We start from the raw sequence: 15,115 nt of genomic DNA, 5'->3' as shown, positions 1-15,115 counted from the left end.
ATGGATGGACATTGCAGCGCTGGTAGCAGACCCGACGGCCTGGGTAGCGCTTGTTACACTTGTGGTCATGGAAGTCGTGCTTGGCATCGACAACCTGATCTTCATCTCCATCCTGACCAACAAGCTTCCGCCTGAGCATCGCGAGAGGGCGCGCAAGATCGGCATCGGTCTCGCGTTGATCATGCGTCTCGGCCTGCTCGGCACGATCGCCTGGATCGTCCAGTTGACCAACCCGATCTTCGAGGCTTTCGGTCATCCCTTCTCCTGGAAGGATCTCATTCTCATCGCCGGTGGTCTCTTCCTCGTCTACAAGGCGACCAAGGAAATCCACCATTCGGTCGATGTCGACGATCACAAGGAAGACATGGTCGGCGCCGGCGGCAAGGTCGTGCAGATGAGCTTTGCCGCAGCGATCGGCCAGATCCTTGTTCTCGACCTCGTCTTTTCGATCGACAGCATCATCACCGCCGTCGGCATGACCCCGCATCTGCCGATCATGATCGTTGCGGTGGTCGCCGCCGTCACCGTCATGCTGCTCGCCGCAACGCCGCTTGCCAACTTCATCGAGCGCAACCCGACCATCGTCATGCTGGCGCTCGGCTTCCTGCTGATGATCGGCGCCACACTGATCGCCGAAGGTTTCGGCGTGCATGTGCCCAAGGGCTACATCTATGCCGCCATGGCCTTCTCGGCACTGGTCGAAGCGCTCAATATGTTCTCGCGAAATGCACGCAAGAAGAAAAAGGCCGGCAGCGAGACGCGGCACTGACCGACATAAAAAGAGCGCCTCCGGGCGCTCTTTTTAGTTTTCAGATTTCCAGATCTCAGTTCTTCGCGAGTTCCCGATCCACCGCCTCGACGACCCGGCTGTCCTCGGCCGTCACGTCCGGGGCAAACCGTGCCTTGATCTTTCCATCGCGACCGATCAGGAATTTCTCGAAGTTCCAGACGATCTCGTCGTCATCGGCGATATCCATGCCGAACCCTCTCAGCCTTTCCTTCATCGGACCTGCGCCGGTTGCCGGCACGCCGGAGCCCGTCAGCGCTGTGTAAAGCGGATGCTTGTCCTCGCCCTTGACGGAAATCTTCGAAAAGATCGGGAACTTGACGTCATAGGTAAGCTGGCAGAATTCGACAATCTCGGCGTCCGAGCCCGGCTCCTGTCCCTTGAAATTATTGGCAGGAAAAGCGGCGATGACAAAACCCTTGTCCTGCTTGTCCTCATAGAGCTTTTCCAGCCCCTCATATTGCTTGGTCAGGCCGCATTTGGAGGCGACGTTCACGACCAGCATCACCTTGCCCTTGTATTCGGACAGCGAGGTCTGGCGCCCGTCCGCGAGCGTGACGGGGATGGAGAGGATGTCGGCCATGAAAATCTCCTGATACATGTGATGGCGCCACTTTATTCGGGCGCCGTCTTATGTCCAGAGCCATGCCAGATCGTCTGACGACTCAGGCAACCTCGTCGATCAGCACCTGGATCTGGCCGCGCGAGCAGCGTTCGATCCGGCCCGTGACGCCATAGACCGTGTTGAGCACGGCAGGCGTCAGCGCCGCTTCCGGCTCACCGTCGGAGACGACCCGGCCGCCCGACAGCAGCACCAGCCTGTCGCACCAGCGGCAGGCAAGCCCAAGATCGTGCAGCACGGCAATCGCGATGATGCCCTGTTCCTCGGTAATCTCGCGGATCGTGCGCATGACGCGGATCTGGTGGGCGACGTCGAGCGCCGATGTCGGTTCATCAAGCAACAGCACCCGCGGCTTGCGCACCAGTGCCTGGGCGAGGCTCGCCAGCTGGCGCTGGCCGCCGGACAACGAATCGAGCTGCGCCATCGCCAGATGGCTGATGCCGAGCCGCTCCAGCACGGCAAGCGACCGCTTGACCGAATCCGGATCGCGTGTGGATGCCCTCAACGCCCCGATCGTTGCCTCGAGCACGGTCAGCGCCACCCGTTGCGGCAGCGATTGCGGCATGTAGGTGATCGCCCGCGCCCGCTGCGCCGGCGATTGACCGGTAATCTCGGCACCATCGAGATGAAGCGTACCTGCGGCCTTGTGGAGGCCGGCGAGCGACCGCAGCAAGGTCGATTTGCCGGCACCGTTCTGGCCCAGGAAGGCAGTCATCGTACCTGCCGGCATGGCGGCGATATCGACATCGGTCAGCACGGATTTGCGGCCGTAGCCGGCGGAGAGTTTTTCGACCGAGAGCATCAGGCTTTCCCCGCCTTCGAAAAGATCAGCGCCAGGAAGAATGGTACGCCGATCAGCGAGGTGACAATGCCGACCGGCATCAGCACGCCCGGCACGATCATCTTGCTGGCAGCCGACGCGAGCGCCATCACCAGCGCGCCGCACAGCATGCTTGCCGGCAGGAAAAAGCGATGGTCCTCGCCGACCAGCAACCGGGCGATATGCGGACCGACAAGGCCGATGAAACCGATCGTCCCGACAAAAGAAACGGAGGTCGCGGCGAGAATGCTGACCCGCAGGAGCGAGAAGAAGCGCAACCGCGTGACGTCGATGCCGAACGAGCGTGCCCGGTCTTCACCGAGCCTCAGCGCCGTCAGTTTCCAGCAGGCTGCCATCGAGAACGGCACGACCAGACACATGACGACGAGCATGATCTGCAGCTTCCCCCAGGTCGAGCGTGTCAGGCTGCCCATGCTCCAGAACACCAGCTGCTGCAGCGCCTCGGCAGACGCGATGAACTGCATGATCGCAACCAGCGCGTTGAAGATGAAGACCAGCGCGATGCCGAACAACACCAGCGTCTCGGTGCCCGCCCCGCGCAGACCCGACAACGCCTGCAGAAGCAGCACCGAGCCGAAGGCGAAGACGAAGGCATTGGCGGGGATGATCCATTCCGGCGGCACGCCCGGAATGCCGAGCTGCAGCACGATGGCAAGGGCTGCACCGAAGGAAGCGGCCGAGGACACGCCCAATGTAAACGGACTTGCCAGCGGGTTATCGAGAATGGTCTGCATCTCGGCACCGGCAAGCGACAGCGAAGCGCCGACCAGAAGCGCCATCAGCGAATAGGGTAGACGTACGTCGACAACGATCGCCTTCGTGGCCCGGCTGACGCTATCCGGCTGGAAGATAGCCGCCAGAACATCGCCCGGCGAAAGATTGGCCGAACCGAGACAGATATCGATCACCGCCGCGGCGCAAAGCGCCACGGCGAGACCGATCAGCATCATCACTTTCAGGCGGATCTTGCTGTGGTAGGCAGTTTCCGCATCCGCCGGCGATACCGGCGGACGATGTTCAAGCACAGTCACAATGCTCTCCCGCAATCCGAAACTCTATCGTTGCACCAGTCTTACTGGGTTACCGGCGCACTGGCGCCGAGCACAACGGGCGCATCAGGAATTTTGGTGAAGGTCTTGATAAGCGTCGCATAAGTCGCGGCGGGATCGAGATCCTTGAAGGCGTCCGGATACATGAAGGTGGCGAAATATTCCAGCCCGACAATATTGTAGGGGTGGTTGTAGAACTGGTGATAGATGCCGTAGACGCGGCCTTCCTGTGCAGCCTTCATCGCCGGGAAACCGTCGCGCTGGGCAAGCTTGCCGAGCGCTGCAGATACCTGCTGCGGCGTCACGTTGTAACCGAGCGGCGCTGCGGAATTCTCCGGGTTCGTCCACTGCGAACCGGACATGATGTAAACATCCGGCGGATTGCTGCTGAGCAGTGTTTCGAGCGAGACATTCCCGGTCTGGCCGGGCAGAAGCTTGCTGCCGATATTGTTGCCCTTGAGTGCTGCGATCAGTTTGCCGAAGCCCATGTCGCCATGCGTGTAGCAGCAACCGTCACCCTTGTTGCCGGCCTTCGCCTCGATGAACACGTTCGGGTGGGTCGACTGTTTGGCGATAATTTCGTTCAGATGATCGAGATGCGTCTTGTAGAAGGAGACATAGTCACCGGCCTCCTTTTCACGATCGATCGCCTTGCCGAGAACCTCGACACTCTTCATCGCGTCCTCGACCGGCTTTTCCATCAGGTCGAGATAGATCACCTGAATGCCAAGCGCCTTCAGCTTGTCTTCGACGCCGCTTTCCTGAAAACTCTTTTCCGCCCGCTGCTGCGCCACGACGAGATCCGGCTTGGCGGCGATCACCGCTTCCAGATCGACCTCGCCGTCCTCGGACAGGGTCATCACCGGCGGCGCCTTGCCGAAAGCCTGATCCATCAGCTTGGCCGAACCCGGATCCGACTTGACGAAATTGGAGCTCCAGCCGACGACGCGGGCATAAGGATTGTCGCGATCCAGCAGCGCCATGGTCAGCATGTCGCGTCCATCCTGCAGGATGATGCGCTCGGGCTTCTTCTCGATCGTCACGCTGCGGCCGACCACATCGGTAATCGTCGCCGGATAATCGGTGGCAAAGCTGGCAGTTGCGCCAAGCAGGAGGGCGATGGCGGATAAGACAATCGGCTTCATGGTATCCCCTGGGTGTCCATTGCTTCAACTCTCCTCCCAAGGACCGGCCCTACGCCTATTTCATGAGTGAGGCAATCATCTTTGACGGGAAACCGGTACCCAGTGCCGACGCAAAGGCGTTCTCAGTCGAAACATCCAAATCCCGCCCGCCCCGCCCGCCTGGGGAAAATGCAGGGCTGATGCCGGTTGTTTGAAACCTGACGCGCTCTGGGGCATTATCGCGTCACTCGAACATCCTTCGCCATCCCGCCTGCCCGCACGCATTCCCACCGGAGCCGCATGACAACCCAGCAGATTCTCGCCTTCTCCGTCATCGCTCTGATGATGGCCGTTTTCATCTGGGATCGGTTTCGGTACGACGTTGTCGCCTGTTGCGCCCTGGTTCTGTCGGTCGCGCTCGGCGTCGTCCCGACCAGTCAGGCATTTTCGGGTTTTTCCGATGATATCGTCATCATTGTCGGCAGCGCGCTGGTGGTCTCGGCCGGGGTCGCTCGCTCCGGCGTCGTCGACATGGCGATCAAGAAATTTTTCCCAAACCTGAACACGCTGCATACACAGCTGGCGCTCCTGATGATCGTCGTGGCGGTGTTGTCCGCTTTCATCAAAAATATCGGCGCGCTGGCGATCATGATGCCGGTCGCCTTCCAGTTCGCCAAGAAATCCGGCGCTTCGCCGTCGAAATACCTGATGCCGATGGCCTTTTCCGCGTTGCTGGGCGGGTTGATGACACAGATCGGCACCTCGCCAAACATCGTCGTCTCGCGTATCCGCGAAGAGCTGACGGGTCAGTCCTTCACCATGTTCGACTTCACGCCGATGGGTGCGATCCTCGCCGTCGTCGGCATCACCTTCCTGCTGTTCTTCCACTGGCTGGTGCCGAGCCGCACCAAGCAGAACAACTCGCTGGAGGAAGCGGTCGAGATCACCAACTACACATCCGAAGTGATGATCACCGCCCAATCGACCGTGCTGGAAAAACGGCTCGGCGAACTGTTGAAACTGGGCGATGGCGAAGTCATCGCCAATGCCGTGCTGCGTGGCACGGCCCGCATGGCGCCTTTCCCGGATCTGACGCTGCGCGAAAACGACATCGTCATGCTGGAAGGCCCGTCAAAGGCGCTGGACCGCATCGTGTCGGGTGCGAAATTGCAGCTTTCCGGCAAGCCCCTGATGGAAAATGGCCAGGCCCAGGCAGACGTCATATCGATCGAGGCGATCGTCACTCAGGAATCCTCCCTGCGTGGCCTGTCCGCCAGGGATCTGTCGCTATCCTATACCCGCGGCGTCAACCTCCTGGCCATCAGCCGGCATGGACAGCGCCTGAAGGAGCGGCTCGCCAGCCTGACGCTGATGGCCGGCGACGTCATCGTGCTCCAGGGCAGCCGCAAGAACATGCCGAATGTCATGCAGGACTTTGCCCTGCTACCGCTTGCGCAACGGGAAGTGCTGCTCGGCACACGCCGTCGCGCCTTCATTCCACTAATCATTCTGGCGCTCGCCATGGCCGCGACCGCGGTCGGGATCGCACCAGTCCCTGTTGCCTTCTTTGCCGCAGCCCTCGGCATGGTGGTCTTCCGCTGTATCCCCCTCGCCGACATCTATAAATCCGTCGACGGCCCGATCCTGATCATGCTGGCGGCCCTGATCCCGGTTTCCGATAGCCTGAGGACCACCGGCGGCAGCGAACTGATCGCCAGCTGGCTCGGAGAAGTGGCCGCCAGCCTGCCCGCATGGGGGGCGCTCAGCCTGATCCTCATCACCGCCATGGCGGTCACGCCCTTCCTGAACAATGCCGCCACCGTGCTCGTCATGGGCCCCATCGCCGCAAGTTTCGCGACCAATCTCGGCTTCAGGCCGGAAGCCTTTCTGATGGCGGTGGCGATCGGTGCCGGCTGCGACTTCCTCACCCCTGTCGGTCACCAGTGCAACACGCTGGTTTTCGGCCCGGGCGGTTATAAGTTTTCCGATTATCCGCGCCTCGGCCTGCCGCTATCCTTCCTTATAATCATCGTCAGCATCCCGGCCCTGCTCTATGTCTGGCCGGTAAGCTAGGTCCAACAACCGCAAAGCGCCCAAAAACCTTGACGCTTCGGGTTGAATATGGCCTAAGCCTGCGCCAATCCCTATTCTCGGAACAGGCTTGGCGCGGCATCACGTGCCTCAAGACAGAGCAGCATCATGATCAACCCGACACCTCGCGTCCGCATCGCCCCCTCGCCTACCGGCGAGCCGCATGTCGGCACCGCCTATATCGCCCTTTTCAACTACCTCTTTGCCAAAAAGCACGGCGGCGAATTCATCCTGCGCATCGAAGATACCGATGCCACCCGCTCGACGCTGGAATTCGAGCAGAAGGTGCTGGATGCGCTGAAATGGACAGGCCTCACCTGGGCCGAAGGCCCGGATGTTGGCGGCCCCTACGGCCCCTACCGTCAGTCCGACCGCAAGGATATGTATCAGCCCTACGCACAGGACCTGCTTGACAAGGGCCACGCCTTCCGCTGTTTCTGCACGCCCGAGCGGCTTGAGCAGATGCGCGAAGGCCAGCGCGCCGCCGGCAAGCCGCCGAAATATGATGGTCTCTGCCTGCATCTGTCGGCGGAAGAAGTCACCTCCAAGATGTCGGCCGGCGAAAGCTCCGTCGTACGCATGAAAATCCCGACCGAAGGGTCGTGCGATTTCACCGACGGTGTTTACGGCGATGTCTCGATCCCGTGGGATTCAGTCGACATGCAGGTGCTCATCAAGGGCGACGGCATGCCGACCTACCACATGGCAAACGTCATCGACGACCATCTGATGAAGATCACCCACGTCGCCCGCGGCGAGGAATGGCTGTCGTCGGTTCCCAAGCACATCCTGCTCTATCGTTATTTCGAGTGGGACGAGCCGGTGTTCATGCATCTGTCGCTGATGCGCAATGCCGACAAGTCGAAGCTGTCGAAGCGCAAGAACCCGACCTCGATCTCCTATTACTCGGCGCTCGGTTACCTGCCGGAAGCGCTGATGAACTTCCTCGGCCTGTTCTTCGTCCAGATCGCCGAAGGCGAGGAACTGCTGAGCATGGAGGACCTGACGGCAAAGTTCGAGCCGGACGCGCTCTCCAAGGCCGGCGCCATTTTCGACCTGCAGAAGCTCGACTGGCTGAACGGTCGCTGGCTGCGCGAAAAGCTCACGCCGGAGGAATTCATTTCCCGCACCCTGGAATGGGCGATGGAAAATGATCGCCTCACCGAAGGCCTGAAACATTCCCAGAGCCGCATCACCAAGCTTGGCGACCTGCCGAACCTTGCCGGCTTCCTGCTGGCCGCCGATGTCGGCCTGACGCCTGCCTCGTTTGCAGGTCTGAAGACCTCGCCTGCCGAAACGCTTGAAATCCTCAACACCGTACAGGCCGACATCGAAAAGATGATCGAATGGAATGTCGAGGCGATCGACGCTGAACTGCGCGCCGTTGCCGACAAGCTGGAAAAGAAGCTCCGCGTCGTCACCCCGCCGCTGTTCATCGCCATGTCCGGTTCGTCGCGCTCGCTGCCGTTGTTCGATTCGATGGCCATCCTCGGCCGCTCGGTGGTGCGCCAACGCCTCAAGATCGCCGCAACCGTTGTGGCATCCATGGTGGGCGACGGGAAATAACAACCGAGTGCTGCCTTGAGCGGCGGCATTCTGAAATACCTCCCTCTGCCCTGCCGGATAGAGGGAGGTAACCGCAACGAATACAGCCCGAAAAAGGCGAACACGATGACCGACACGACGAAGACCGAAACCGCCCTCTCCTCCGACGTTACCGAAGTGCGCGCGCAAAAACTTGCCAAGCTGCGCGAAACCATCGGCGACGTCTATCCGGCGCATTTCCACCGCACCATGACGAACGCGGAACTCGCTGCCAAATACGAGGCGCTGGAGCCGGACACGGAAACCCAGGATATCGTCACCGTCGCCGGCCGGGTTTATTCCTCGCGCAATTCCGGCATGTTCATGGACATTCATGACGCATCCGGAAAGATCCAGATCTTCTCCCACAAGGACGTCACCCCCGAAGAAGCGCGCAACCTGCTGCCGCTGATCGATCTGGGCGACATTATCGGCGTCACCGGCACCGTCCGCCGCACCAAGCGCGGCGAGCTGTCGATCAACGCGCAGGAAATCACCATGCTGACAAAGGCACTCCTGCCGATGCCGGAAAAGTGGAACGGCATTGCCGACATCGAGATCCGCTATCGCAAGCGCCATCTCGACATCATGAGCAACGAGGAATCCAAGCTGCGTTTCCAGCAGCGCTCGAAGATCGTCTCCGGCATCCGCCACTTCATGGAGGGTGAGAACTTCCTCGAAGTCGAGACCCCGATGCTGCAGACGGTTTATGGCGGCGCCACCGCCGATCCGTTCAAGACCTTCCACAACACGCTGAAGATGGACATGTACCTGCGCATCGCGCCGGAACTGTTTTTGAAGCGCACACTGGTGTCGGGCCTCTCCGACAAGGTATTCGAGATCAACCGCAACTTCCGCAACGAAGGCGTCTCGACCCGGCACAATCCTGAATTCACCATGATGGAATGCTACTGGGCCTATGCCGATTACGAGGACATCATGTCCCTCGTCGAACGGCTGTTCGAGACGCTCGCCGTCTCGATCCATGGCACGCCGGAGGTCACTTTTGGCGACAAGCAGATCTCCTTCAAGGGCCCGTTCAAGCGCGTGCCCATGCCCGACGCCGTCAAGGAAGTCACCGGCATCGACTTCCTCGCGATCAAGACCGACGAGGAAGCCCGCGCTGCCGCCAAGGCTGCCGGTTTCGAGGTCGAGAAGGACTGGACCTGGGGCGAATGCCTCGCCTTCATCTTCGAGGAGAAGGTCGAGGGCACGCTGATCCAGCCGAGCCACGTCACCCATTTCCCCAAGGACATCTCGCCCTTCGCCAAGGAAGTGCCGGGTGAACCGCGCCTCGTCGAACGTTTCGAGACCTATTGCAATGCCTGGGAAGTCGGCAATGCATTCTCCGAGTTGAACGACCCGGAAGAACAGCGCAAGCGCATGGTCGAGCAGCTCGAGCAGGCGCATGCCCGCGGCGAAAAGGACAAGCAGCTCGACGACGAGTTTCTGGACGCGATCGACCAGGGCATGCCGCCGGCCGGTGGCCTCGGCATCGGCGTCGACCGGTTGGTGATGCTTCTCACCAACGCCCCGTCGATCCGCGACGTCATCCTCTTCCCCGCCCGCAAGGCCAAGGCTGATTGAGGCGGGAGGGGCCTCCACCCCTCACCAACAACATCCAAGACTTAGCCCTTGGTAAGATCCTGATTTTGTAACCTCTCCCACAAGGGGGAGAGGCAGGACGTCGAGCAAGCCTCACCGGCATCTCTCCCCTTGTGGGAGAGAAAGCAATGTCGAAATCTTAGCGCAGCTAAGTTTCAGAAATTGCAAGTGAGGGGAAACTCGAGGCTCGATTACCTCTGGAACAGTTTACGGCTTTACGCAGAAATAACCCGTCAATGCGTCGCTTTGGCACCATCCGCTGCAGGGGCGCCCTGCTGGGCCCGGAATTTTTCCAGCCATGCCGAGCCGGCCGCATCGGCAGCGCTCGCGCCACCAGCCGCCGGCTGCGCCTCGGACTGACCAGCACCATGTGAGGCATCTGCCGCTGCCTGCGATTTGGCTTCGCCGGTGGCACCCGGTTGCATATGAATTTCATCCGCAGCGTCAGACTTGGACCAGCCCTTGCCGCCCTCGGCCGTTGTCCGCGGTTCCCGTGCCGGCTCCGGCGCAGGCTCCACGGCCTGTTTCGCCTCCTGCCGGGCCTCGGCCTTGGCTTCGGTTTGCACTGGAGCCGCCGGCTGCTCGGATTGATCACCGAGGATCATGCTTTTCGCCTGTTCGAAAAAGCTCTTTTCGGCGGCCGGCTTTTGTTTGTCAGCTGCCTTGGCTGCGGTTTCCGGCTGCGCACCGTGGTCCTCGTCGGCCGGCTCGCCGGGTGCATCGCCAGCGGCCGTCTTTGCACCCCGGGCCTTTTCACCCTCGGACTTTGCCGCCGCGGCGTCGCCGCCGGCAGCAGCTTCTGTCTTTGACCCGAAAACCATACCGGTGATCGACGACATGAAGCCGCCGCTTTCCTTGGCGGCAACCTCTTCCGTCTTGGCTTCGGCCTCGTCTGCCTTGGCACCTTCCGCTCCGGAGGCAGCACCGTGGCCAGCCGGCTTTTCAGCCTCGGCGGAAGCTGCACCATGACCGGCTGCAGGCTTCTTTTCACCCTTGCCTTCACCCTTGGCCGCCTCGCCGCCCTCGGCCGGCACGACGGCTGTCGGATCGAAACAGTCGGCCTTGTCCGTCAGGCTCGCTTCCAGATGCTCGATGTCTTCCAGCGGAAGATCGACGCGCATGCCGTAGAATTGACCCTGGCTGTTCGGCGCCCCGTCCAGATAATAGGCGGAATAACTCTCGGCCGGCGCGCCGTCCGGCATCTTGCTTGGATCGGGAATGTAGACGACCTGCGCCGCAATCGCCCGCCCGCGCATGTCCGCGCGATCTTTCGGCCCGCTTGTGTCGATCATCGCCACCTGGACGAGACCGGCTTTTTCACGCTGCTGCACGGCACGCGCCACGCGCAACGCCGTCTTCACCCGCGTCATGCCGTCGGCGGATTGATCGCTGGTCACATATCTGCGCACCCATACACTCTGGCCGCGCCGCATCTTGAAGGTCTCAAGCGTCGTGCAGGATAGCCCGTTGACGTCCTTATAGGATGGTCCGAGGATTTTGTCGGTGCCGATAAGCACCGCGGCCGAACCGCTGGCACCACAAAGCACAAGTGCGCCGCCCAGTATAAAAACGAGCTTTTTCGACAGCCGGATTTTCATTCGCCAACACCCGGCATGCTCAACTCCAGTCACACAATACAAGTCATGGAATAATGACCGCATATTCGGTCAATCTGATTGAAGAAGCTTTAAGCGATTTCGTCAGGCCTTTGTCCCAAAGCAGGACATGGTTACTCAATCAGCCAATCCGTTCTGCGAATGATTTGCAATAGCATTGACATCTCGGCTTTTCTCGCTAGATTTAATTGCAAATGACTTGCAACAGCAACACGGACCATCCATGGCCCTTATCAGAATTGCATGCCTCCGCACCGCCTTCGCAGCAGCCCTGATCGCTCTCCCGCTCTCGGCCCAGGCCCAGGGGGCATCGGCGGAAAAGCCGAAGGTGGTGACCACCTTCACCATCATCGCCGACATGGCGAAAAACGTTGCCGGTGATGCGGCGATTGTCGAAAGCATCACCAAGCCGGGCGCCGAGATCCACAATTATCAGCCGACACCACGCGACCTTTTACGCGCCCGCGATGCCGATCTGGTCTTGCGCAACGGCCTCAATCTCGAACTTTGGTTCGAACGCTTTTTGAAGAACCTTGGCGACGTGAAGAGCGTGACGGTCTCCGACGGCGTCACGCCGATGTCGATTGCCGGCGGCGCCTATCAGGGCCGGCCCAATCCGCATTCCTGGATGTCGCCTGAAAACGCCGTCATCTATGTCGAAAACATCCGCAAGGGGCTCGCAGAGGTCGATCCGGCCCATGCCGACATCTACGCCGCCAACGCCAAAGCCTATACGGACAGGATCCGCGCCGAGGTGCAGCCGATCCGTGACGAGCTCGCCCGACTGCCGGAAAACCACCGCTGGCTGGTGACGAGCGAAGGCGCATTCTCCTACCTCGCCCGCGATTTCGGCCTGCAGGAGCTTTATCTCTGGCCGGTCAATGCCGACAGCCAGGGCACGCCGCAACAGGTCCGGACTGTGATCGACGCGATGCGCGAGCATGACGTGAAGGTCATCTTTTCGGAAAGCACCGTCTCCGACAAACCGGCCCGGCAGGTCGCATCGGAAACCGGTGCCGCTTACGGCGGTGTCCTTTATGTCGATTCGCTGAGCGAACCGGACGGCTCGGTGCCGACCTATCTCGACCTTTTGCGCGTTACCACCGAAACCATTGCGAAAGGTCTCGCACAATGATGATGGGCAAGACCAGGGCAGCGACATCGGGCCTCAGACTGGATAATGTCAGCGTCGCTTATCGCAATGGCCATACAGCGCTGAAACACGCGAGTTTCGAGGTACCCAAAGGCACGATCACCGCGCTCGTCGGCGTCAACGGCGCCGGCAAGTCGACGCTGTTCAAGGCGATCATGGGTTTCGTCACCCTTACCGAAGGCTCGGTCGAGATCCTCGGCCTTCCCGCCCGGGAAGCGCTCAAGAAGAACCTCGTCGCCTATGTGCCGCAATCCGAAGAGGTTGATTGGAACTTTCCGGTTCTCGTTGAGGACGTGGTGATGATGGGCCGCTACGGCCACATGAATTTCCTGCGCATCCCTTCGCGCAGGGACCATGAAATGGTTGATCAGGCCCTGGAACGGGTCAACATGCTGGAATACCGAAAGCGTCAGATCGGCGAGCTTTCCGGCGGCCAGCGCAAACGCGTCTTTCTCGCCCGCGCGCTGGCCCAGGAAGGCCGCGTCATCCTGCTCGACGAACCGTTTACCGGTGTCGACGTCACGACTGAGGAACAGATCGTCGCGCTTTTGAAGGCGCTGCGTGACGAAGGCCGCGTCATGCTGGTCTCCACCCACAATCTCGGCAGCGTACCGGATTTCTGCGACCGTACCGTTTTCGTCAAGGGCACGGTTCTCGCCTACGGCAAAACCGAGGACACGTTCAACGAGGCAAATCTCGAAAAGGCCTTTGGCGGCGTGCTGCGCCACTTCATCCTTGGCGGCACCGACCTGCATGACGATGCCGATCCCCGCCGCGTCAAGGTGATCACCGACGACGAGCGTCCCTTCGTCACCTATGGCAACGGCCAGGAGAAGCGGGCAGCCGAACAGAATGCCAAACGGAAGGAAAGCGTCGATGCTCCAGACGCTTCTTGAACCCTTCACCTATGGCTACATGCTCAATGCCATCTGGATCTCCGCCCTGGTTGGCGGCGTCTGTGGTTTTCTCTCGGCCTATCTGATGCTGAAAGGCTGGTCGCTGATCGGTGATGCGCTTTCGCACTCGATCGTTCCGGGCGTCGCCGGCGCCTATATGCTGGGTTTTCCCTTCGCCATCGGCGCCTTTCTGTCCGGTGGGCTTGCAGCCCTTGCCATGCTCTTTTTGAACCAGCGTACCCGGTTGAAGGAAGACGCCATTATCGGCCTGATCTTCACCTCCTTCTTCGGGCTTGGCCTGTTCATGGTGTCGCTGTCGCCGATGTCGGTCGATATCCAGACCATCGTCATGGGCAATGTTCTGGCGATCTCGCCTGGCGATACGCTGCAACTCGTGATCATCGGCACCGTCAGCCTCGTTGTCCTGACGCTCAAATGGAAAGACCTGATGGTCGCGTTTTTCGACGAAAACCACGCCCGCACCATCGGCCTCAGGCCCGATGCCTTGAAGGTGATGTTCTTCGCTCTGCTCGCCGCTTCCACCGTCGCCGCCATGCAGACGGTCGGCGCCTTCCTCGTCATCGCCATGGTGGTCACACCCGGCGCCACCGCATACCTGCTCACCGACCGTTTCCAGCGTGTCATCCTGATGGCGCTCGGTATCGGCGCGACAACCAGCTTTCTCGGCGCCTACCTGAGCTATTTCCTCGATGGCGCGACCGGCGGCATCATCGTCGTGCTGCAGACCGCCATCTTCCTGATCGCCTTCGTGTTTGCCCCCAAACACGGCATGCTCGCCTCGCGTCGCCGCGTCAGGGCGGCGCTGGAGGAACCCGCCCCTGGGCAGACGGAAGGAGCCGCATGATGGGCGAGACACTCGACCTCATCCTTTTCCCCTTCCAGATCGATTTCATGCAGACCGCCTTCTTGGTGACGCTGATGATCGCCCTGCCCATGGCGATCCTCTCCTGCTTCCTTGTTCTGAAAGGCTGGTCGCTGATGGGCGACGCCGTCTCGCATGCCGTGCTGCCGGGCATCGTCATCGCCTATATGCTGGCGATTCCGCTTTCGATCGGCGCCTTTGTCGCCGGCATGACCTGCGCCTTGATGACCGGCTTCCTCAAGGAAAACAGCCGCATCAAGGAGGACACCGTTCTCGGCATCGTCTTTTCCGGCATGTTCGGCCTTGGGCTGGTGCTCTATGTCAACGTCCAGGCCGACATTCATCTCGACCATATCCTGTTCGGCGACATGCTCGGCATCCTGCCGCAGGACCTGATCGAAACAACGCTGATCGCCATCGCCGCAACGATCTTCCTCGTCATTTTCCGCAAGGACCTGCTGGTCCATGCCTTCGACGAACAGCATGCCAGGGCGATCGGCCTGCCGACCCGCCTCCTGCATTACGGCCTGCTGGCGGTCCTTTCCCTGACCGTGGTCGGCGCACTCAAGGCGATCGGCATCATCCTGTCGGTGGCCCTGCTGATCGCTCCCGGCGCCATTGCCTTCCTGCTGACCCGCCGCTTCACCACCATGCTGGTGACCGCAATCGCCGTCGCGCTTGGCTGCTCGCTTGCCGGCATCTATCTGAGCTTCTTCCTCGACAGCGCCCCCGCCCCGACGATCGTTCTTCTGATGACCGCAACCTTCGTCCTGGCCTTTATCCGAACCATGCTGAAGACCCGCCGGGTCGCTGCCTGAAAAATCACGGGTATATACCCTCTTGCAGAATTGCATTTGCGGGTAT

13 protein-coding genes are annotated in these 15,115 nt (G+C 60.7%); 8 read left to right on the top strand and 5 right to left on the bottom strand.

What is annotated here, in order from left to right; genetic code table 11:
* The first annotated feature begins 4 nt into the window (after positions 1–4).
* Positions 5–769 (top strand): TerC family protein, encoded by a 765-nt coding sequence (locus tag AC2GXZ_RS01620; RefSeq protein ID WP_483757377.1) that lies wholly within the window; start codon positions 5–7, stop codon positions 767–769.
* A 55-nt stretch (positions 770–824) separates the two neighbouring features.
* On the opposite strand, the gene AC2GXZ_RS01615 is transcribed toward AC2GXZ_RS01620, so the two are convergent.
* The 4 genes from AC2GXZ_RS01615 to AC2GXZ_RS01600 all read right to left on the bottom strand — a co-directional run bounded on the left by AC2GXZ_RS01615 (position 825) and on the right by AC2GXZ_RS01600 (position 4,444).
* Complete coding sequence (locus AC2GXZ_RS01615; protein WP_483757376.1) at positions 825–1,370, bottom strand: glutathione peroxidase; 546 nt, start codon at positions 1,368–1,370, stop codon at positions 825–827.
* Positions 1,371–1,452: 82 nt separating this feature from the next.
* On the bottom strand, positions 1,453–2,211 hold the full coding sequence (locus tag AC2GXZ_RS01610) for an ABC transporter ATP-binding protein (protein WP_483757375.1): 759 nt from the start codon (positions 2,209–2,211) through the stop codon (positions 1,453–1,455).
* Positions 2,211–3,281: a FecCD family ABC transporter permease gene (locus AC2GXZ_RS01605; protein ID WP_483757374.1), complete on the bottom strand. Its 1,071-nt coding sequence runs from the start codon at positions 3,279–3,281 to the stop codon at positions 2,211–2,213. The genes AC2GXZ_RS01610 and AC2GXZ_RS01605 overlap by 1 nt, the downstream gene beginning before the upstream one ends.
* Positions 3,282–3,322: 41 nt before the next feature.
* Positions 3,323–4,444: an ABC transporter substrate-binding protein gene (locus tag AC2GXZ_RS01600; RefSeq protein ID WP_483757373.1), complete on the bottom strand. Its 1,122-nt coding sequence runs from the start codon at positions 4,442–4,444 to the stop codon at positions 3,323–3,325.
* Between the two features lie 279 nt (positions 4,445–4,723).
* Between AC2GXZ_RS01600 and AC2GXZ_RS01595 the strand changes: the two genes are divergently transcribed.
* The 3 genes from AC2GXZ_RS01595 (at position 4,724) to lysS (ending at position 9,685) form a co-directional block, all read left to right on the top strand.
* On the top strand, positions 4,724–6,496 hold the full coding sequence (locus AC2GXZ_RS01595; RefSeq protein WP_483757372.1) for an SLC13 family permease: 1,773 nt from the start codon (positions 4,724–4,726) through the stop codon (positions 6,494–6,496).
* A gap of 126 nt (positions 6,497–6,622) precedes the next feature.
* Entirely contained in the window at positions 6,623–8,080 is a 1,458-nt protein-coding gene (gene gltX / locus AC2GXZ_RS01590; protein ID WP_483757371.1) for a glutamate--tRNA ligase, read from the top strand.
* A 105-nt stretch (positions 8,081–8,185) separates the two neighbouring features.
* Positions 8,186–9,685 (top strand): lysine--tRNA ligase, encoded by a 1,500-nt coding sequence (gene lysS, locus AC2GXZ_RS01585; protein WP_483757370.1) that lies wholly within the window; start codon positions 8,186–8,188, stop codon positions 9,683–9,685.
* A gap of 251 nt (positions 9,686–9,936) precedes the next feature.
* On the opposite strand, the gene AC2GXZ_RS01580 is transcribed toward lysS, so the two are convergent.
* Positions 9,937–11,301: a hypothetical protein gene (locus AC2GXZ_RS01580; protein WP_483757369.1), complete on the bottom strand. Its 1,365-nt coding sequence runs from the start codon at positions 11,299–11,301 to the stop codon at positions 9,937–9,939.
* A 241-nt stretch (positions 11,302–11,542) separates the two neighbouring features.
* Here AC2GXZ_RS01580 and AC2GXZ_RS01575 point away from each other — a divergent pair, with 241 nt between their 5' ends.
* Genes AC2GXZ_RS01575 through AC2GXZ_RS01560 form a run of 4 tightly spaced genes read left to right on the top strand, consistent with a single transcriptional unit; the run spans position 11,543 to position 15,069 of the window.
* Positions 11,543–12,454 carry a metal ABC transporter substrate-binding protein gene (locus AC2GXZ_RS01575; protein ID WP_483757368.1) on the top strand — a complete coding sequence of 304 codons (912 nt, stop codon included), beginning with the start codon at positions 11,543–11,545 and terminating at the stop codon, positions 12,452–12,454.
* 2 nt (positions 12,455–12,456) lie between these two features.
* Entirely contained in the window at positions 12,457–13,368 is a 912-nt protein-coding gene (locus tag AC2GXZ_RS01570; protein WP_483758233.1) for a manganese/iron ABC transporter ATP-binding protein, read from the top strand.
* The gene (locus AC2GXZ_RS01565) at positions 13,349–14,233 is read left to right on the top strand and encodes a metal ABC transporter permease (protein WP_483757367.1); all 885 of its coding nucleotides are present in this window, start codon (positions 13,349–13,351) and stop codon (positions 14,231–14,233) included. The genes AC2GXZ_RS01570 and AC2GXZ_RS01565 overlap by 20 nt, the downstream gene beginning before the upstream one ends.
* Positions 14,233–15,069 carry a metal ABC transporter permease gene (locus tag AC2GXZ_RS01560; protein ID WP_483757366.1) on the top strand — a complete coding sequence of 279 codons (837 nt, stop codon included), beginning with the start codon at positions 14,233–14,235 and terminating at the stop codon, positions 15,067–15,069. The genes AC2GXZ_RS01565 and AC2GXZ_RS01560 overlap by 1 nt, the downstream gene beginning before the upstream one ends.
* Positions 15,070–15,115 lie beyond the last annotated feature (46 nt).

It is taken from the genome of Aliirhizobium sp. YIM B11859, assembly GCF_057163345.1.
Note: the sequence above shows the minus strand (reverse complement) of the source record. Positions and strands in the feature narration are given on the sequence as shown.